The 20,053-nt window shown below is 29.5% G+C and carries 23 protein-coding genes; 11 read left to right on the top strand and 12 right to left on the bottom strand.

Going from position 1 to position 20,053, the window contains the following annotated elements:
• Positions 1-5 precede the first annotated feature (5 nt).
• Positions 6-704, top strand: coding sequence for a response regulator transcription factor (locus L2Z92_RS19575; RefSeq protein WP_236456407.1), 699 nt, complete (start codon positions 6-8; stop codon positions 702-704).
• A 127-nt stretch (positions 705-831) separates the two neighbouring features.
• Here the strand turns inward: L2Z92_RS19575 and L2Z92_RS19570 are convergent, their stop codons facing one another.
• The 9 genes from L2Z92_RS19570 to L2Z92_RS19530 form a co-directional block, all read right to left on the bottom strand.
• A complete protein-coding gene (locus tag L2Z92_RS19570) occupies positions 832-1,569 on the bottom strand; it encodes an acyl-[acyl-carrier-protein] thioesterase (RefSeq protein ID WP_236456406.1) in 738 nt (245 codons plus the stop codon).
• A 12-nt stretch (positions 1,570-1,581) separates the two neighbouring features.
• Complete coding sequence (locus tag L2Z92_RS19565; RefSeq protein WP_236456405.1) at positions 1,582-2,157, bottom strand: hypothetical protein; 576 nt, start codon at positions 2,155-2,157, stop codon at positions 1,582-1,584.
• 2 nt (positions 2,158-2,159) lie between these two features.
• Complete coding sequence (locus L2Z92_RS19560; RefSeq protein WP_236456404.1) at positions 2,160-2,831, bottom strand: hypothetical protein; 672 nt, start codon at positions 2,829-2,831, stop codon at positions 2,160-2,162.
• 43 nt (positions 2,832-2,874) lie between these two features.
• Positions 2,875-3,846, bottom strand: coding sequence for a tRNA (adenosine(37)-N6)-dimethylallyltransferase MiaA (gene miaA / locus L2Z92_RS19555; protein ID WP_236456403.1), 972 nt, complete (start codon positions 3,844-3,846; stop codon positions 2,875-2,877).
• 82 nt (positions 3,847-3,928) lie between these two features.
• Entirely contained in the window at positions 3,929-4,777 is an 849-nt protein-coding gene (locus L2Z92_RS19550; protein WP_236456402.1) for an ion transporter, read from the bottom strand.
• 19 nt (positions 4,778-4,796) lie between these two features.
• Positions 4,797-6,158, bottom strand: coding sequence for an exonuclease domain-containing protein (locus L2Z92_RS19545; RefSeq protein WP_236456401.1), 1,362 nt, complete (start codon positions 6,156-6,158; stop codon positions 4,797-4,799).
• Between the two features lie 49 nt (positions 6,159-6,207).
• Positions 6,208-6,882 (bottom strand): YggS family pyridoxal phosphate-dependent enzyme, encoded by a 675-nt coding sequence (locus tag L2Z92_RS19540; RefSeq protein WP_236456400.1) that lies wholly within the window; start codon positions 6,880-6,882, stop codon positions 6,208-6,210.
• A 124-nt stretch (positions 6,883-7,006) separates the two neighbouring features.
• The gene (locus tag L2Z92_RS19535; protein ID WP_236456399.1) at positions 7,007-7,435 is read right to left on the bottom strand and encodes a hypothetical protein; all 429 of its coding nucleotides are present in this window, start codon (positions 7,433-7,435) and stop codon (positions 7,007-7,009) included.
• 160 nt (positions 7,436-7,595) lie between these two features.
• On the bottom strand, positions 7,596-7,910 hold the full coding sequence (locus L2Z92_RS19530; protein WP_236456398.1) for an HPF/RaiA family ribosome-associated protein: 315 nt from the start codon (positions 7,908-7,910) through the stop codon (positions 7,596-7,598).
• 420 nt (positions 7,911-8,330) lie between these two features.
• Here L2Z92_RS19530 and L2Z92_RS19525 point away from each other — a divergent pair, with 420 nt between their 5' ends.
• The 9 genes from L2Z92_RS19525 (at position 8,331) to L2Z92_RS19485 (ending at position 16,450) form a co-directional block, all read left to right on the top strand.
• Positions 8,331-8,582 carry an Imm17 family immunity protein gene (locus L2Z92_RS19525; protein WP_236456397.1) on the top strand — a complete coding sequence of 84 codons (252 nt, stop codon included), beginning with the start codon at positions 8,331-8,333 and terminating at the stop codon, positions 8,580-8,582.
• Positions 8,583-8,907: 325 nt separating this feature from the next.
• On the top strand, positions 8,908-9,156 hold the full coding sequence (locus tag L2Z92_RS19520; RefSeq protein ID WP_236456396.1) for a hypothetical protein: 249 nt from the start codon (positions 8,908-8,910) through the stop codon (positions 9,154-9,156).
• 69 nt (positions 9,157-9,225) lie between these two features.
• Positions 9,226-10,173, top strand: coding sequence for a tRNA dihydrouridine synthase (locus L2Z92_RS19515; RefSeq protein WP_236456395.1), 948 nt, complete (start codon positions 9,226-9,228; stop codon positions 10,171-10,173).
• A gap of 186 nt (positions 10,174-10,359) precedes the next feature.
• Positions 10,360-10,947 (top strand): alpha-ketoglutarate-dependent dioxygenase AlkB, encoded by a 588-nt coding sequence (locus L2Z92_RS19510; RefSeq protein WP_236456394.1) that lies wholly within the window; start codon positions 10,360-10,362, stop codon positions 10,945-10,947.
• A 453-nt stretch (positions 10,948-11,400) separates the two neighbouring features.
• Positions 11,401-11,892 (top strand): T9SS type A sorting domain-containing protein, encoded by a 492-nt coding sequence (locus tag L2Z92_RS19505; RefSeq protein WP_236456393.1) that lies wholly within the window; start codon positions 11,401-11,403, stop codon positions 11,890-11,892.
• Between the two features lie 5 nt (positions 11,893-11,897).
• The gene (locus L2Z92_RS19500) at positions 11,898-13,247 is read left to right on the top strand and encodes a hypothetical protein (RefSeq protein ID WP_236456392.1); all 1,350 of its coding nucleotides are present in this window, start codon (positions 11,898-11,900) and stop codon (positions 13,245-13,247) included.
• Between the two features lie 150 nt (positions 13,248-13,397).
• The gene (locus L2Z92_RS19495; RefSeq protein ID WP_236456391.1) at positions 13,398-14,588 is read left to right on the top strand and encodes a hypothetical protein; all 1,191 of its coding nucleotides are present in this window, start codon (positions 13,398-13,400) and stop codon (positions 14,586-14,588) included.
• A 159-nt stretch (positions 14,589-14,747) separates the two neighbouring features.
• Complete coding sequence (locus tag L2Z92_RS19490; protein WP_236456390.1) at positions 14,748-15,536, top strand: hypothetical protein; 789 nt, start codon at positions 14,748-14,750, stop codon at positions 15,534-15,536.
• 197 nt (positions 15,537-15,733) lie between these two features.
• The gene (locus tag L2Z92_RS19485; RefSeq protein ID WP_236456388.1) at positions 15,734-16,450 is read left to right on the top strand and encodes a GYF domain-containing protein; all 717 of its coding nucleotides are present in this window, start codon (positions 15,734-15,736) and stop codon (positions 16,448-16,450) included.
• A 72-nt stretch (positions 16,451-16,522) separates the two neighbouring features.
• Here L2Z92_RS19485 and rho read toward each other — a convergent pair whose 3' ends face one another.
• A complete protein-coding gene (gene rho / locus L2Z92_RS19480) occupies positions 16,523-18,262 on the bottom strand; it encodes a transcription termination factor Rho (RefSeq protein ID WP_236456386.1) in 1,740 nt (579 codons plus the stop codon).
• 188 nt (positions 18,263-18,450) lie between these two features.
• On the opposite strand from rho, the gene L2Z92_RS19475 reads away from it, so the two are divergent.
• Positions 18,451-18,864 carry a DUF4293 domain-containing protein gene (locus L2Z92_RS19475; protein WP_236456385.1) on the top strand — a complete coding sequence of 138 codons (414 nt, stop codon included), beginning with the start codon at positions 18,451-18,453 and terminating at the stop codon, positions 18,862-18,864.
• A gap of 282 nt (positions 18,865-19,146) precedes the next feature.
• Here L2Z92_RS19475 and L2Z92_RS19470 read toward each other — a convergent pair whose 3' ends face one another.
• Positions 19,147-19,410, bottom strand: a complete 264-nt coding sequence (locus tag L2Z92_RS19470) for a hypothetical protein (RefSeq protein ID WP_236456384.1) — start codon at positions 19,408-19,410, stop codon at positions 19,147-19,149.
• 94 nt (positions 19,411-19,504) lie between these two features.
• Entirely contained in the window at positions 19,505-20,011 is a 507-nt protein-coding gene (locus tag L2Z92_RS19465) for a metallophosphoesterase family protein (protein WP_236456383.1), read from the bottom strand.
• Between the last annotated feature and the right edge of the window lie 42 nt (positions 20,012-20,053).

Below are 20,053 nucleotides of genomic sequence, written 5' to 3'. Positions count from 1 at the left end.
AATATATGGAAGCTAGAAAAATTTTATTAGTTGAAGATGACCCGAATTTCGGGGCTATATTAAAGGATTACTTAATCATAAACGATTTTGATGTAACCTTAGCTAAGAACGGAATGGAAGGATTTGAAAAGTTTAAAAAAGACATTTATGATTTATGTATCTTAGATGTAATGATGCCATATAAAGACGGTTATACTTTAGCTAGAGAAATTAGAGAGAAAAATCAAGAAGTGCCAATTATTTTCTTAACAGCAAAAACGCTTAAAGAAGATGTGTTAAAAGGATATAAAGTTGGTGCAGACGATTATCTAAACAAACCTTTTGATTCTGAAGTGCTATTAATGAAAATTAAAGCAATTATTCAGAGAAAAGCAAGTGAAGTAAAACCAGATAACACAAAATTTGAGTTTGAAATTGGAAGTTTTCATTTAAATTCTAAATTACGTTTTCTATCTTTTCAAAATGAAGAGCCAGTGAAACTTTCACCAAAAGAGTGTGAGTTATTAAAAATGTTAGCACTTCATGAAAATGATTTAATGCCAAGAGAATTAGCATTAACAAAAATATGGAGAGATGATAATTATTTCACGTCTAGAAGTATGGATGTTTATATTGCTAAATTAAGAAAATACATGAAACGTGATGTAAATGTAGAAATTCTTAATATTCATGGAGAAGGATTTAGATTAGTTGTGAAAAAATAAAGAATATGAAGACTAGTATTTTATATAGCAAAAACTCCTTTTTTAAAGGAGTTTTTTTATGAATTATATTGAAGTTATTTCTATAGAAAATTTTGAAATATATTTTCTTATTATTTTGAATGAAGTATTATTTCCATTCTATCTGCAAGGCATACGCATTTTTATCCTCTTTTGTAATACTATATATTGTTTGAGTATCGTTTCTAGATTGATGAATTATAGCTTCATCGTTTAAGTTTAATTCACGCATGAAATTAATGTCTAATGCTTTAATTTCTTGTTTGATTATTTTTTTAGGGTTTTCATAATCAAGACACCATTCCATATACTTTACATTATTAGCATGATTGACTACATCTAAATCAGATAAAACAACTTTTCGATGTCCAATAGTATTAGTGTTCTCATCTATTGTAATTTTTAACGTAGGCTGTTTTGTTGCGTCTATTTGAAATTTCTCAAAATGGTCGTGTGGCAGTGCTAATGCATCGGGTCTTCTTGTTTGGGTATTAATAACCGCCCAATAGGTTTCGCAACCCACAATTTTTTCTCCATTTAAATGCATTTCCATACAACGAATAGAACGAGAATTTTCTAATGTCTTAATCCAAGTTTTAATGGTAACAATATCTCTCCATTTTGGCAATTCATGAATTTCTAATCGCATTCTACTCATAACCCAAGCTTGATGATGTGCTTGCATATCAGTAAAGCTAATTCCGCCTAAATCGGCATGGTTTCCAGCAGTAATTTGTAATAAATTACACAAATCGGTATATTTTAAATATCCATTAGGATAACAATGTAAAAAGTTAATTTCATATTCTTGTTCAAGTATCGATGTGAATTTTGGAGCTATTGGCATTATATTTTTGTTTTAATCGAGTGTTCTAAATCTAAAGTTCAACCCTATATTTAACTGTAAGTTATTGGAAGAATTAAAAAAATGTTTTTCGGCTGCGTTTGTAGTAATGTCATATTGGGTTACGTTGTATTGCACACCAACCAATAATGACAGTTTTTTATACAAATTATAGTTAAAATTAGTTCCTAATATATAACTATTACCATAGGTTTTATTGATGTTTCTAAACTCTATAAAACCATAACCTACGTAAGGATCAATATTTATTTTGTTAGTTGCTTTTAAATGATAAACTAGCTTTAAATGAATGGTTTGTAATGTAGCATTTTTAGCGTTACCAGCTACAGATGAATTGGTTACATTGTATTTGTTAATTTGAAAACCATTTATAAAACCAAATTTTTTATAAGTAACATGTTCAAATTCAGAAAAAAAGCCGAAATTATTTTTAAATCCTTCTTTTAAAAAAGTGTTTTCTAATTGATTCGGAACGGTATATGCAATGTTCACTTCGTTAAAAAATTTCACTTTGCTTTGTGCGAAAACTAATATTGGAAATAATAATAGAAAGTAAATTTTTAGTTTCATAATTAATAAATAATAATTTCTTCTTTGTATAAGTCTTCAATAGATATGTTTCGTGTTTCTGTAGTACTTGTATTTGTAAAGGTGTTACGTAAGTCGTACTGAATATTTACATTTTGATTTTTAAATATCCCATCATAACGAAATATCTCGCTGTATGAATAATTTTCAATTGGGTTTATGTAGTTTTCGTAAAAACTAGACTCTCCCATAAAAGAAACATTTTCTAAAATGATATCGTTTGAGCCAGAAGATCTTTGAAAGATTACTTTTAAACTAACTAATTCATCAATAGGATATAGCATAGTTGTTCCTATATTGAATTTGTAATCTGAAAAATCTGCGTCTTTTATGTTTAAAAGTTTTTTTTGTTGATAGTCAAACATTTTTCCTTCGTTGACGATGATAATAATTTGGTCTTCATTGTTGGCTGAAGTAGTATAAAGTTTAAAATTTCCATTTCCATCTGTATAGCCTAATCCTGGTTCAGTATAATCATAGCCATATCTAGTTTGTTTATCAAATGCCACTTTAATTTCTGTATTTGGGATTCCAATATTATTTTTATCTACAATCTTGCCTTCAACGACAAGTTTTCTACCATTATGATATTCAAGATTGTCTTCGCAATGACCGAATAATGCAGTAATAATGAGAAGTAAAAAGGTTGTTTTCATGATTTTTTTACTTTTAAGACGATTTTTTTACTATTTGGTTGCGTTACGAAATTGTTACTTTAATGGTATTAATAATTTCTTCAACAGGTGTTAAATAATCAAACCAATTTGCATTTTCTGTGCGTTTAAACCAAGTAATTTGTCGTTTTGAAAAACGTCTTGTATTTTTCTTTATTTCTTCAATAGCAAAAGGCAATGTTGTTTTTTCATCTAAATAGTCGAATAATTCCCTATAACCAACCGTTTGCAATGCATTCAAATGTTTTTGATTGTATAAAGAAGTTACTTCATTTAATAAACCATTATTCATCATGATGTCTACACGTTGGTTAATTCGATCATACATGATTTCTCTATCTGCTTCTAGGCCAATAATAATTGGTTTAAAGTTTCTATTGATTTTTCGTTTTCCAATAAAACTAGAATATGGTTTTCCAGTGCCAATACAAACTTCTACAAAACGTTTCATTCTTTGTGGATTTTGAAATGTTTGCGGATTTTCTGCTGCAATCGTTTTATAATAACTAGGATCTAAATTTTGTAATGTATCTTGAAGATAGGTTAAGCCTTTCTCTTCAAATTGTGTATTTATCGTATCTCTTACTGAAGGATTAATATCTGGAAATTCATCAAATCCTTTTAAAACAGCATCAACATATAGTCCAGAACCACCAACCATTATTTGAATGTTCTTTTCTTCAAAAAGTTTGTCTAGTTTGTTTAAGGCTTCTTCTTCAAAATCGCCAACTGAATAGTTTTCTAAGATGGATTTGTTTTGAATGAAATGGTGTTTTGCAGCGTTTAATTCGTCTTCGTTAGGCACAGCTGTTCCAATCTTCATTTCTTTAAAAAACTGACGACTATCGCATGAAATTATATCACAATTGAAATATTGTGCTAATTTGATGCTTAATGCGGTTTTTCCTATCGCAGTTGGTCCTATAATGGTGATGAGGTAATTATTCAATTGTGTATAAAAGTTTAATATTGTTAGTAGCCCTGATGGTAACGGCATCCTTTTGTGCTTTTGTTATATCGAGCAGAGTCAAGAGACAAAAGTATAAAAGATATAGTGGACAGCAGGAAATAGCTTCAAATTAATCATCTAAAAGATTATTTCCACAATTATGGCAGTATTTAGCATTTTCTTGATGATCTTCCATACCACAATCTGCGCATGGATTTTTTTGAAGCGTAGTAGTAGTAGTAGTAGTATTGGAGCCTAATTTAGCTATCTCGGCAGAAACAATTCCTGTTGGAACAGCAATTACTCCGTATCCTAAAACCATAACTAATGAAGCTAGAAATTGCCCTAGCGGTGTAACGGGTGAAATATCTCCATAACCTACTGTTGTGAGCGTAACAATTGTCCAATAGATACTTGTTGGTATACTTGTGAAACCATTTTCCCTTCCTTCAACCACATACATTACCGAACCTATTAGAACGGTACTAATAAGTACAAAATAGATAAAAACTAGGATTTTGCCCTTGCTGGCATACATTGCATCTCTTAGTTGTTTAGATTGTCCTGTGAATTGTGGGTGTTTTAATATTTTGAAAAGTCTTAGTAATCGTAAAGAACGAACAATTGAAAGTACACCAGAACCAGCAAAAACTTGCGCTAAATACATTGGTAATGTTGCAATTAAATCGATGATTCCATATAGGCTAAAAATGTATTTTAGCGGTTTATTTATAGAAATAATACGTAGGAAATATTCAATTGTAAAGAAAATAGTAATTCCCCATTCGAGTACAATTCTTATATCATGATATTTAGATTCGAAACTTTTCACTGTTTCCATCATGGTTAAAAGTACACTTAGAAAAATAACGCCAAGAAGAATTAAATCAAAAGCTTTACCTGCAAATGTGTTTGTACCATATATAATAATATATGTTTTTTGTCGAAATTTTTGAAAAGCTGATTTCTGTTCGTTCATAATGCAAATTTAGAAAAATTTAAAAGGTGTCTACCTTCATGACTTTTCTTTTTCTTAAATAGCTTTGAATGATGTTTTTTGTATCTCTATTGTTTTGCATTGGAATGATTAGCTTTCTTAATATTTCAATATTTTTTATCTGATGATTTAAATCGTAGAAACAATAGCCTTTGTAAACACCATCTTCGATTAGTACAGCACTTCTTTCATTGTGTGTTCTGCCTCTATCCGTAATGATAAGATTGTTTTTATTGAAAGTATTAGTATCTATAAATTGATTGACTCTTTTATTATATTCATCAGTTTCTTCTTTGTCAATGCAAGCACCAAAACATTGTTTAACATCGTATTGAAAACAACTTTTTTTAGTGTCATATAAACCATTTATTTTTTGACACAAATTGAAGTCTTCAGTGATTTTGAAAAGTGTTTTTTTACCTTCTAAGGCTGTTGAAAATGAAGTCAATTCTTTTTTTCTTCCATCTGATTTTGCGATTTTTAAGCTTAGATATCCTTTTGCATTTTTTTCAGCATACAAAGCCCAAGGAAATAATGTTTTTCGTTGTGCTCTATTGTAGATAGGTTTGTTGACTTTTATTTCTTCGCTTTCTTTTAAAAGAGCAATTAATTCGCTTCCTGTTTCTTCAAAAGTAACAGTATATACAGAGCGTTGAATTTTTTTACTCTTAGGATTGGTTCCTGTAAAGTGTTGGTTGACGCGTTTTTTGATGTTCTTACTTTTACCAATATAGATAATTTCTCCTTTTTCATTATGAATATAATAGATACCTGTTTTAGAAGGTAGCGCGTCAATTATATCTAATAATTTTGGAGACATTCCGGTTTTTACTTCGGTTTTTATATAATTTTTTACAATTTCTTTCTGACTGTCTTTAGAAAGTAATAATTTAAAAAGTTTAACCGTTGCCATAGCATCACCATTTGCTCTATGTCGGTCTGCAATTGGAATTCCAAGTGAACGAACGAGTTTTCCTAAACTATAAGAAGGTTGTTCTGGAATTAATTTTTTTGCCAATTCGATAGTACAAAGAGTAGATTTTTTAAATGGAAATCCTAATCGTCTAAATTCAGTGCCTAAAATTCGATAATCGAAAGCGGCGTTGTGTGCTACAATAACACATCCATCTGTAATTTCAATTATTCGTTTGGCAACTTCATAAAACTTTGGTGCAGAACTAAGCATGGCATTGTTTATCCCTGTTAGCTTTACAACAAAAGGCTGAATGGGTTTCTCTGGGTTGACAAGGCTAATGAATTGGTCTACTATTTCATGACCATCATATTTATATATGGCAATTTCTGTAATACCTTCTTCATCGTATTGTCCTCCAGTGGTTTCTATGTCGAGTATTGCGTACAAATTTAATTTTCGGTAGGTTATTGTTTATTATTGAAAAATCAGTATAGTTTTATTGATGGTTTCTAGAACCAAAAATACTACTTCCAATCCTAATCATTGTACTTCCGCAGGAAATGGCTAATTCATAATCGCCAGACATTCCCATTGAAAGTGTTTCTAATTTAAAGTTTTCGGTTTTAAGTTCCTTATGCTTATTAAAAATTGAACTTAAATGTAAGAATTCTTTCTTAATTTGTGCTTCATTTTCTGTAAAAGTTGCCATTCCCATAAGTCCAATAATTCTAATGTTTTTCAAAAAACTATTGTCATTTTGAATGTGTTTTAGAATTTCGTCCAATTCGGTAGTGTCTAAACCAAATTTTGTTTCTTCTTCGGCAATATGCATTTGTAATAAACAATCAATAACTCTATTGTTTTTTGCAGCTTGCTTATCGATTTCTTTTAAAAGCTTAAAACTATCAACTCCGTGAATTAAACTCACAAATGGAGCCATATATTTCACTTTATTAGTTTGAACATGACCAATCATGTGCCATTCAATGTCTTTTGGCATTTGTTCTTGCTTGTCCGTCATTTCTTGGATTTTATTTTCTCCAAAAATACGTTGTCCGGCATTGTATGCTTCCATTAAATCACTAACTGGTTTTGTTTTTGAAACTGCAACAAGGGTAACTTGTTCAGGAAGTGAAGATTTTATAGTGTTGATATTGTTTGCTATTGACATTTTGAAATTCTTACTACAATTCAATATAGAATAATTGTATTTATAATTCTATATTAGATTACATTTTATTATCACAAATCTAACTTAAATCTATAATTTAACCATAGATAAAACTATTTTTTCTCTATAATTTAAATTTTATGCCTTCTTTATAGCCATAAGGAAGGTTCGGACTTTTAATTCCAAATGGACCAGAGCCACTTTCGTTGTAGTATAACTCATTTTTGTCTGATGTATATCTGCCAGCACACAGAAGGCTTAAAATTGTTTTTTCGTTGTCTGATTTTGAAACAGAAATATCGATCCAAACAGGCACTTTATTGTTTCTACATAAGATAGCTACAACTTCTTTATCTTCTAAATTGAAATACTTTTTACCATTATCTTCAGGATAAATAGTAAACTGTGTTAAATTGGGATCATCATTTGAAATATTTAATTCAATATCATATCTGAATTCTGGAACTAAATCGTTTGAAATATAGCGTTTTGCAAATTTAAATGAAGCATAACTTGTTCCTAGAAGTAAGTATAAAAAATCGGATTTATTCATGTTTGGAGTGTAGATAATTAAAAGATAAAAATTCCCAATCAATAATTATTAATTGGGAATTTTTTAAATTTTTCTCAAATAGATATTAAAAAAGTCTCTTATGTCTTTTAAAGTTATAGAAAACCTTTCAAATCTAATTCATGTTATAATTGAAACTCGTCTATGCTTCTCTTATTTTCTCAAAAGTAGATTGCATTACTTTTTTTACTTTTTTAAGTGCTCCATGAAATGCTTTTTCAATTGTATCTGCATGATCGGTTACAGCCAATGGATCTTTTTTTGCCATTCTAACTTCAATTAGACAACGTTTGTCGTTTTTACCAAATTTCTCACTATTTTCATCACCAAAATGCACTTCAATTCGAGTAATTTTATCATCGAAACGAGCTAATTCTTTTTCTAATTCTGAAGTATAGAAATTTACTAATCTACTGTTTCCATCTATGTTTTTGTCTGTGTTAATCTGAATTTGCATATTCTGTTTTTTTTAATTGTTTCCTATAAAGTTAGCAATAAATTCAATCCTTTCAAAGCAATTATAATAACTTTAAGAAAACTATTTTTTTTGAAAAATTGAAAAAGCTTGTAAACCAGATATTTTCATTTTTTAAGATGAAATTTTTAACTGTGCAGCCTTTATGTTTGATTCAGCTTTTGCTCGTGAAATGATATTTTTTAGGGAGAAAATTTAAAAAGAACTGAAACTAAAGCTATCACAATTATGAATGAAATTTAAGTAAAGTTTAGAAAAAGCTTTAAATCCAGTAAGTAATAGCACTAAAAACTTCTTTATATTTGGTAATTATAACTAAGTTAAAGATAAAAGAACCAATTGTGTCCTAATAAATAAGGGTTCTGGTTAGTTTATCTTTAGCCGAGAATTTTAAAAATAAAAATGGAAAAATTATTAAGTCAAGCAAAAGAATTTATGGAACTAAATCCCGAGTATGGATATATACTTGCAGGAATTGTTCTTCTAATAGTTTCTATTGGTAACTTCTTAAATTGGAATTGGGCAACTTCTCCAGCAGATTACAAGCAACGATATTGGTCTTCTATACTCGGTCACGATGCTTTTAGAAGAGTTATGGGACTACTATTTTTAATAGGTTCAATTGCTTGTTTTACGGCTTTCTATTTGTCGTAAAGAAAAATTAAGAATATGTAATGAAAATAACATAACTTAATTTGACAAACTGGACATATTATTTCAGCAAATTATCTTTACGATATTGCTGCAATCTCTGGAGCAAATAAACAATTTAGAGAAAAAGTAAATGTTTCGGATTGTATAAAATTATATGAAACAAAATCTGTTTCTACTGATTTTAAGAATGAGAAATTTTTAACCAGAAATCTATCAGATGTTGATTTGGAGAATGATACAGCTATACCAAAACCAGCTGCTAAATCGAAATATCCAGTTTTATTATGGTTGTCTCAATATCAAATTGAATATTTAAAAATTAATTATGAAACAAACTTTTAATTCATTTGAAGAACTTGAACATTATCTAAAAGAATGGACAAATTTTGGAGGAGATGGAATATACGACTCTGTTGGTATAATACTTTTATTAAGTGCTTGTTTCAGAAATATAAGCACTAATTGTCATCAAAGTTTTTTTAAAGAATGCGATGATATAGCTTCTTTTTTTTCAGAAGAAGAATTCATGTATTTGAAAGAACTGGTTTTAGCTATTGAAGGAGATAGGAAATAAAAACAGAGGCTCTAATATTTTAAAAATGCACAAACAAATTTCTACTATCTTTGCTTTTCAATTTAATATATGAGTATTACCCTACTTTCGTCTCCTTTACAAGGCTTTACCGATTTCCGTTTTAGAAATGCACAACATAAATATTTTGGTGGTATTGATACCTATTACGCTCCTTATATTCGTTTAGATGGAAAACTAGTTATTAAGAATGCTTATCAACGTGATTTGCAACTAGAAAATAACGATACACTTGAAGTTATTCCTCAAGTAATGACAAATGATGCCGATGAATTTTTATTTGTCGTTAAATATATTCAAGAACTAGGTTATAAAGAGCTTAATTGGAATTTGGGTTGTCCTTATCCTATGGTTACTAAACGAGGTATGGGTTCTGGACTCATTTGCGACCCAGCAAAAATTGATCATATTCTAAATCGTGTGCATAATGAAACAGATGTAATTGTTTCTATGAAAATGCGTATGGGGTATGAAAACCCAGAAGAAATTCTAGATGTTTTTCCTATTCTAGATCAATACCCTTTAAAAAATATTGCGATTCATGCTCGAATTGGTAAACAACTTTATAATGGAGGGGTCAATTTAGAGGCATTTCAACGTTGTACAGAAAATACTAAACATAAACTATATTATAACGGAGACATTACTTCTGTAACAAAATATAGAGAAATGAAACTACGTTTTCCTAAAATAGATCATTTTATGATTGGTAGAGGCTTAATTGCAGATCCTTTTTTACCAAGCATGATAAAAAATGATACTACAGAATATCCAAAAGACAGATGGGAAATTTTTAGCGAATTTCATGATACGATTTACCATGAATATGACGCGGCTCTTTCTGGACCAACACCTATAAAAATGAAAATGTTAGGCTTTTGGGGCTATTTTTCAAATTCATTTTCCGATCCGCAAAAAACACTTAAAAAAATTAAAAAAGCATCTAGTCCAAGAGCTTATCAAGAAGCAGTTAAGGAGATTTTTAAACGTGAAAAATAGATTTAAAAATAATCATTTCTTTTAGGCTACGTTTAAATGGTCTTTTTTTACCTAAATTTTATACATTTAGAGTAATAATGCATTTACATGAGTTACTATAGGGATAGGTAAACCTTTTTTTAAACATCAAAAACAGTTAGTTTTTAATCATATATTTACAATATACACAAACTAAAAAAATCACAATTGAAATTACCATTAAACTGCTCTGTAGAGTATATAAGCGATTTTTTAAATCATGAAGAAGCAAAAGAACTCTATGAAGTACTTATAAATGAATATAATATTGAAAATTCAAGATTAATAATTGAAGCGGGAGGGAAGTTGATAAGAACTGATAGTTTTAAGATATTATTTGCATCTGAAAGATTAATCGAGATCAACAGTCATCCTGAAAATATTCATGGAAAAGTACATGTTTGGTCAGGAGCAATGAAAAAAATAAAGGAACGAGTAGAAACACTTCTAGATAAAGAGTTTGAATTGGCGATGTGTATTTATTATCCTAATGGCGAATACTTTGCTCCTTATCATTTTGATCAGCAAACATCTGGGTATAAAACAATTCTGCCTTCCATTAGTTTAGGAGAAGTTCGTGAGTTTTGTTTTAAATCAAACGAAACCGATGAGGTCTATTCCTTAGAACTAGCTAATGGGAGTTTATTGATAATGAAAGATCATGCACAAGATCGATATATGCATAGTTTGCCACAAAACTCAAAATATAAGAACCCAAGAATAAATATAACTTTTAGAGAACCAAGCTTTAAATAGAGTTAAAGGTTACTAAAACATTTAGAGATTATTTCAAACTATATTTTAAAAATCCTGGTTAAGTTTTCTTAATCAGGATTTTTAGGTTTATTTCCAGTTACTTAACGGATAGCTAATTATTTCTGTATTGGTGATTTTTTAAAAAGAGTATTTGTTTAAGCTCAAAGTGTTGTTTATATGTTTGTTATGAGGTCTCGAGATTTTTCTTGGGCTTTTTTTTTGTAAAACAGGTAATTCTACCTATAAAATGGGGTTTACTTTGTGCTAATTTTACAGTATTAAAAAAAAAACATCTTTTTGTGTTATTTTTATTGTTTTTTTTTTTTTAACTAAATTTAACATAATTAATAATCACTAATTTGTTTTTTTAACAATTATTGTATTAAAAATGTAATTCAAGTTATTGAGTTTCGAGATTAAAAAAAAAGAGTATTAATCAAAATTATTTTATTTATGACTAAAAGCAAAAGATTATCTTTTCTAACAGTTGTCTGCTTCACGTTTAGCGTCGCCAATTGTTTAGCACAAGAATCTGTAAACTCGTCGGGAGGAGATTTAGCAGGTTCGAATGGTTCAGCTTCCTACTCAGTAGGGCAAGTTGTATACATGACATATACAGGCTCAAATGGGAGTGTGTCAGAAGGAGTACAACAACCGTTTGAAATCTCAGAAGTTTTAGGGACTGAAGATTTTGCGGGATTAATTAAAGATTTGAAAATATATCCAAATCCGACAGTTAATGATTTAACATTAAATTTGACTAATGAGAATGACCTAGTCTTAAATTTTCAAATTCTAGATGCAAACGGAAGAGTATTAAAGGATGAAAAAATTCTTACCAATGAAACAAACATAGCTGTTTCTTCATTGCCTTCTGCTATCTATTTCCTAAAAATATTAAATCAAAATAAAGAAGTTAAAACATTCAAAATCATTAAAAAATAAAGTCTATGAAAAAATTATACACACTTTTAGCAACGCTATTAATTTCCCTTACAGTTTTTGGACAAGCTCCAGAGAAAATGAGTTATCAAGCAGTAGTTAGAGACGCTAGTGATGCACTAGTAGTATCAACTGCAGTTGGAATGCAAATAAGTATTCTTCAAACAACATCTACAGGGACGGCAGTTTATGTAGAAACACAAACACCAACAACAAACGCAAACGGATTAGTAAGTGTTGAAATTGGAAGTGGAACAGTAGTTTCAGGAGATTTCACAACGATTGATTGGTCTTCGGATTCTTATTTTATAAAATCTGAAATTGATCCATTAGGAGGAACTGCATATACAATTACGGGTGCAAGCCAATTATTGAGCGTTCCTTATGCATTATTCGCTAAGAACTCTGGAGGAGTTGCTGGTGCTGAATGGAATACAAATGGTAATAATATAAGAAATACAAATGCAGGTAGTGTTGTTGTTGGTTCAAGTGTACCAAATTCTAATATAAATTTCGTAGTTTCTACTAATGCATCTCCTAAAGCTGCAATTGGTAATAATGGAGGTTTTAATAATGTTAATTCTGGAGAGTTACATTTTGTAGAAGACGCTACTTATGCTGCTGAGTGTGGTCTTAAGATTCAACATAATGGTGCAGCTAATAGTCTGTATTTTATTGGTGGATGTTCTGCTCCAGATACAATTGCAAGATTCAACAGAAGTGGATATTCTAATATGAGACAATTAAGATTAGGATTAAATTATAATACTAATCCAACAACTCAGCTTTCTGTTGATGGTAATTCAGATTTTACGGGTAATGTAACAATTACAGGAGACTTAAACGTAACTGGTAACATCGCAAAAGGTGGTGGTACTTTTAAAATTGATCACCCATTAGATCCTAAAAATCAATACTTAGTACATAGTTTTGTAGAATCTCCAGAAATGATGAATATTTATTCAGGAAATGCAAAAACTGATACTAATGGTTATGTTACAGTGACTTTACCTTCTTATTTTGAAGCAGCAAATAAAGATTTTAGATATCAATTAACTACAATTGGAACTTTTGCTCAAGCAATTGTTAAAGAGAAAGTTACAGGAAATAAATTTGTAATTCAAACAAGTACTCCAAATGTTGAGGTAAGCTGGCAAATAACAGCAGTAAGAGCTGATAAATTTGCAAATGAAAATAGAATTGTTCCTGAAAAAGAAAAAGAATTTAAAGGAACTTATTTACATCCAGAATTATATGGAGCTGGGAAAGAGCAATCAGAAACTTTTGTAAGAAATCAAAAATTAATGAAAGAAGCAGCTGCTGTAGATAAAAGAAAAAATAACGCAGACGGTCAATAAATAAAAAAGAATACAAATTTTAAAAACACTTAGCATTTCAGTATGCTAGGTGTTTTTTTTGTTGTAGTAAAGAAATGCTATTTATATAATTTATTAGTCAAAACTATTCTGATTGATTAGAAAAAATGTATTTTTAGTTTTTTATTTATTATGAAAACAATTGTGCTAAATATTATTATTTGTTTGTTCGTGTCATCTTGTCTTGATGAAAGTATGACTGTTGAAAACAATACAAAACCTAAGATAGGTAGAATTGGAATACGTATTAATAGTATTGGGAAACAAGAATTCTATGATAAAGGAAATAATAAAAAATTTGTACCCAAAGGCTATAATTATACACATGTAGGTGAGTTTACATGGAACGGAATTCAAATCACAAACCATATAACATTTAAACCTGATTATTATAATTCTGATGCAAGTAATTCATTACTGATAAAGCTTAAAAACGAAAACTATAATACTGTTAGAGTTTTTATAAATCCACTTTTGGTTGCCAATGCTAACGGGGATTTAAATACTTCATATGTTGCTGCTATTGTTGATTTCTTAATCAAAGCAGAAAAGCACGGAATTGGAGTAATAATAACGACCGATATGATTCCGTTAACAGCGTATGGAACAGTTTTGCAAAGTGAAGATGATATTTGGTGGTGGAATAAACAATATGTTTTTAATAGTGAAATTGAATTAGAAAAAAACTTCTGGCAATCTTTGATTGTTCAATTAAAAAACGCAAACGTCTCTTTGCAGACAATTTTAGCCTATGAAATAAGAAACGAGTTTTTCTATCATCCTTCACATGCTCCTTTTAATAGTTCTTCTGGAATTGTTCATCATCCAAATGGAATAGATTATAATATGGCGATTGCTACAGATAAAGAAGCGTTGATGCAAGCAAGTTTTGTTTATTGGTCTACAAATGTTCGTAATAGTATAAAAGAAGTAGATGCTGAAGCTTTGGTTGCGGTTGGTTTTTATGGACCTGAACCTCTAGGTAAACCTTCGGTTATTGCAATACAAAATTCTGAATTGGATTTTGTCGATTTACACATGTATCCAGAACAGCATTCGTTGAGTGAGTATATAGATTATTTTGAAATAAGTCAAAATACTGAAAAATTAATCATCCTGGGTGAATTTGGTATCGTAGAAGATCAGACAATTAATATTGATGTTGCTAAGAATCAATTATTAAATTGGAGGAATGATTGCGTTAACTCTTACGGTATAGATGGATGGTTACTTTGGACATGGGATTCAGACTCAGGAAGTCAGTTATCAATATCAGATTCTAATGATGTATTATTTAAAGCCTTTAGTCCTATGAATAATTAAAAACAGAAATAGAGTTAATCTTAAATTATTAAATTGTTCATTAAAGTTAAAAATAACTTCTAATTGCATTTGATGATAAAGATATGTTAATGTTAGTGAAACAGTTTATTTTAAGAATGAAACTACTTTTGAAGTAACAAATAATTAAAATAAACAAACATGAAAAAATCTACTTTTATCGCTATTGTCCTTACTGTTTTTACAATGAATGTAACTATTGCACAATCTAATGTTGCTCAAAACCTAGATTATGCTATGCAATCTTCAGAGAATATTCAAGAAGAAGTGTTTAGTGTAAATAATGCAATGAATCAATTGTCTAAAGAGATTGTGATTCTTGGAAACCCTAATGCGACACTTTTTGAATCAAGAATAAATGATTATACCAATCAAATTGTAAACCTTTCACATGAAATTATTGATTATGTAGCTTTAGCAAGTAATGAAACTACGATTTCTTTTTCTACTTTAGAAATTGAAAAGGCTGCAAAGAAGTTGGTCTATTTGAATAAAGAAATTACAATATTAAAAACGACTATTCTTAATGCTATTGAAAACAATAACAATCAAGAAGCATTACAATATGTGTCGCAATTGCGAAGAATAGTGAATTGTCAAAATGACAAGTCTGTAATTATAATTGAGATCATTGAAGGATTAAAAAAATCAGTAAAGCCATATAAAGTTTGTATTCAAGCAATCGATAGTAATGGAAACGCAACAGTATATTCAGCTGGATTTTATTGTTATAATACAGCTACTGGAGAATATATTTATCCAGATAGCCAAGATGGTAGTTGTTTTTTGGCATTAAACCCAGGGAATTATACTTTTGATTCTTATGATGATTATTTTTGTGGAACTTCTTCTTCTAATGTCACACTTTCTAGAAATTTAGAGAATGTGGATGGAGTAATAGTAGTTAATTTGACAGTTTGGTGTGAATAAATTACAATGTCCATCAAAAAGTGAGCAGAGATAGCGTTAAGTTGTCTCTGTTTTTTTTATTTTATCAAAAACACGTAAAAATACCTGTTTTAATAAAATTTCAAAGACTTAAATTTGATTAATTATTTTTTGTACAATTATTCTACTATTTAGAAAAGACAAAAACTAAAAATAATACTATTAATCAAATGCATAAAATGAAATCGATTTATATTATTTCCGATGATAAAAAAATAGGGCCTTTAAATTTTTCTGATTTAATAGATCATGAAATAAATGAAAAAACATTAATATGGTACGAAGGTAAAGAGGATTGGCAGCCAGCTTCTGAAATTCTTGAATTAAAAGAATTCTTGCAATCCAAATCATTCATGAATAGTATAGATGTTATTCCTCCAAATATTGATTACTTAGTTGATGGAAATCAGAGAAAAGCTGAAGAGTTCATAAAAGTTAATAAGAAACTATTCTTGAGTTATGTGCTTGTTATTCTGGTGATTGTAATAACTACATTCTTTTTGTTTTTTCATTTTCAAAAAGCAAGTGAAAAAGAAAATCTTTTAAAAGAAGAATTGATAATAAAAAACAATAATAAAATAAGGCTTTTAGAAGATTCTATTTATAGATTGAACGAGATGAATGCAAATTATGAATTCATGGAGTATGAGAAAAAATTAGAAGAAGAAATCGGTAAGAAACAACATCAGATTATGCAACTTTCTAACTCAGTTTTAGAAGCGCTTGAAAATCTTTCTAAAGCAAAAAAAATATTGAAGACTGCTTATGAAAATCGAGATTATGGAAATGTGAATGATAGAATTAAAGATATAAATTTTGCTAAAGAAGAAGTAGAAATTTGGACGAATAAGGTTTTTCAATTAGAAAAAGAATTAAAGAAGGTAGAAACGTTTTAATTCTATAAAAAAGAGCGAAAAAAAGGCTTTCAATTTGTTTTGAAAGCCTTTTTTTTGTTTTTTAAAATATCTTTATTCATTCATTGAAATCAAAAACTCTTCGTTATTTCGAGTCGTTTTAATTCTTTTTTCAATAAATTCCATTGCTTCAATAGGGTTCATGTCTGCTAAATACTTACGTAAAATCCACATTCTATGAATAGTTGTGTCATCTAGTAGTAAATCATCTCTACGTGTACTAGAAGATACTAAGTCAATAGCAGGGAAAATACGCTTGTTGGAAATTCTTCTGTCCAATTGTAATTCCATGTTACCAGTTCCTTTAAATTCTTCAAAGATAACTTCGTCCATTTTTGAACCAGTTTCAGTTAATGCAGTTGCAATGATACTTAAAGAACCACCATTTTCTACATTACGAGCAGCTCCAAAGAAACGTTTTGGTTTTTGCAGAGCATTTGCATCTACACCACCACTTAATACTTTTCCAGAAGCGGGTTGAACAGTATTGTAAGCTCTTGCTAAACGAGTAATCGAATCTAGAAGAATTACAACATCATGTCCACACTCTACTAAACGTTTTGCTTTTTCTAAAACGATATTAGCAATCTTAACATGTTCTTGTGGTTCTCTGTCAAAAGTTGAAGCAACAACTTCACCTTTAACACTACGTTGCATATCAGTAACCTCTTCAGGTCTTTCATCAATAAGTAAAACAATCATGTACACTTCAGGATGGTTTGCAGCAATTGCATTTGCCACCTCTTTAAGTAACATTGTTTTACCTGTTTTTGGTTGAGCAACAATCATACCTCTTTGTCCTTTTCCTAATGGAGAAAACAAATCTATAATTCGAGTAGATAAAGTACTTCCTTTTTCTGCAAGGTTGAACTTCTCTTTTGGAAAAATAGGAGTAAGGTGTTCAAATGAAACTCTATCTCTTACAACCTGTGGATCATGACCGTTAATTTTTAATACTTTTACTAAAGGGAAATACTTTTCACCTTCTTTTGGGGGTCTAACTACTCCTTTTACAGTATCACCTGTTTTTAACCCAAACAAACGAATTTGAGAGGTAGATAGGTAAATATCATCAGGAGATGCTAAATAATTATAATCTGAAGAACGAAGAAAACCATAACCATCAGGCATCATTTCTAAAACACCTTCACTTTCAATAATTCCATCAAATTCATAATCTGCTTCTCTAAAATTACTTTTAGTAGACGCAGGACTATTAGTTGCGGGCTTTTTATAAGCTGGATGATTCGGATTGTTTTGATTGGCTTTGTGATTGCTGTTTTTTGAAAGTGGAGTTGATTTTGCAGCTGTACTACTGTTTTCGGCAATTGGAGCCTTAGAAGGAGGTGTAGTTTCATTACTTTTTTCGCTAGGAATAACTGGTGGAGTAGCTGGTTTCGCTACGACTAGTTTCTCTTTAGTTAAAGCAGGTTTTTCTTTTTCGTCCTTTTTATTTTCAGGTTTCTTAATAGCTTTAGTTGGAGTTGGTTTTTCAACTTCTTTTGTTTCTGCTATTTGAACTTTTTCTTCCTTTACAGGGGCAACTTTAGGAGGAGCTGCTTTTTTTTGTGTTTTGGGATTTGAAACTCTAGCCCTTTTAGGTTTTTCAACAGCTGGCTCTTCTTTCGGAGCTTCATTTGTCTTAATTGTATCGGGGTTTGCAGCCTGAACATCTAAGATTTGATAAATCAATTCTTCTTTTTTTAGTGTTCGGTACTTTTTAACTTTTGCTTCTTTAGCAATTTCTTGCAAATCAGAGAGTTTCTTCTCTTTTAATACTTCAATATCAAACATGGATATATAATGAATAAATTATTTTTTGATAGGTTAACAAAAAAATATTGAGATTATTTTTTGAGATTATACAATTCGTAGAATGAAGTACTTACGGTTGTACTATGCAATAATACGAATAAAATTGAATAAAACAATAGTTTTTTATAAAAAGAAAAACTATTTTTGCTTTGCTAATTTTGTAAAAAATGATTCAAAGAATTCAAACATTATATATGATTCTTAGTGCAGCTATTACAGCTGGATTACCTTTTGTTTTCTTCTTATGGAAAGAAGTAGGTAATGATACACCAATATTTTTCACGTCTTCGAATTTATATATGATCCTTTTCGGATTAGTTTCGTTGATTACATTAATTAGTGTATTTATTTTTAAAAAGCGACAAATGCAATTTGTTTTAAACAGATTGGCAATGATATTTAACTTTATTTTACTAGGATTTTTTGTGTATCGAACACTAAGCTTATCCGGAGAAGCGGAAGTTTCTGAGAAGGGTATTGGGGTTTTTCTTCCTGCAATTTCTATCGTTTTACTTGTTTTGGCTAACAGAGCAATTAAAAAGGACGAAGATCTCGTAAAATCTGTGGATCGATTGCGATAAACCTAACATCTTAGTTTATTAGTGCGTTAAAAATCCGAATCTTATGATTCGGATTTTTTGTTTTAATATGATGTTAAAAAACTTAATACCTTTCTCCAAGGGAAGTCAAGTATAAAAAATAGCCTGTGTTATTGAAAACTAGAATAAAAAAATCATCCGAATCTGAAATACCAACATTATAAAATTCATCTCCGTTCTCTTTAGTTATTTTTGAGGCTTCATTAATTTCTAAAGTGGGGTAATTGTTCTTTAAATAATCTAAAATGCTAGTATTTAAAGAACTTATTGCGATGCTTTTTGAATTGCTTTCATAACACCTACATTATCATAACTAACTAAATATTTTGAATTTCCTTTCAAAAACTCAACTTCAAATCGCAATTGATCCCTGTATTTTCCTCTATAAAACATTGACCAGCTAGTGTCTGTCGCTCCTTTAAAATCTTTTTCGAAATTTAGTTTTAAAAATGGAGGTACATTTATTTTTTCTTGTGAATAATTCACGATTGTAAATGATAAGAATAGAATAAAAATTAATTTTTTCATGATTATTTTTTTATTAAATTACCACTAAAAATTCACAATTCATAATTAAAAATCAAGTTAAAAAAAATAACAATAAAAACAGTCTAACAAAACGCTATTGTTTGCTATTACTTTTCCCAACTTCAATCACTTCTAAATTTTGAATTTTATCGCCATCAATTTCAAAACGTAACATGGTTCTCACTTGATGAAACCCATGTTTGCCAATAGCACCAGGATTCATGTGTAGTAAACCTAATTTCTTATCGGGCATTACTTTCAAAATATGAGAGTGACCAGAAATAAAAATTTTAGGAGGATTCTTTCTAATCTCATCTCTCACTTCAATATTATATTTGTCTGGATAACCACCAATATGCGTAATCCACACATCAACACCTTCACACATAAAACGATTGTGTAACGGAAATTCTTTTCGGGCTTCATGGTTGTCTATATTTCCAAAAACAGCTCGAAGTGGTTTTTCTTTTTTTATAGTATCGGTAACAATTAAATCTCCAATATCGCCTGCATGCCAAATTTCATCTGCAAGACGTACATATTTCATAATTTGCTCATCAATATAACTATGAGTATCTGAAAGCAATAAAATTTTCTTCATAAAACAAAATTAGGATTTTATTATCAATATTTGAAATTGTCT

The sequence above is a fragment of the Flavobacterium jumunjinense genome (assembly GCF_021650975.2).
In the GTDB taxonomy this organism is placed as follows: Bacteria; Bacteroidota; Bacteroidia; order Flavobacteriales; family Flavobacteriaceae; genus Flavobacterium; species Flavobacterium jumunjinense.
The sequence above is the reverse complement of the archived record's forward strand: the minus strand, read 5'-3'. Positions and strand labels throughout refer to the sequence as shown.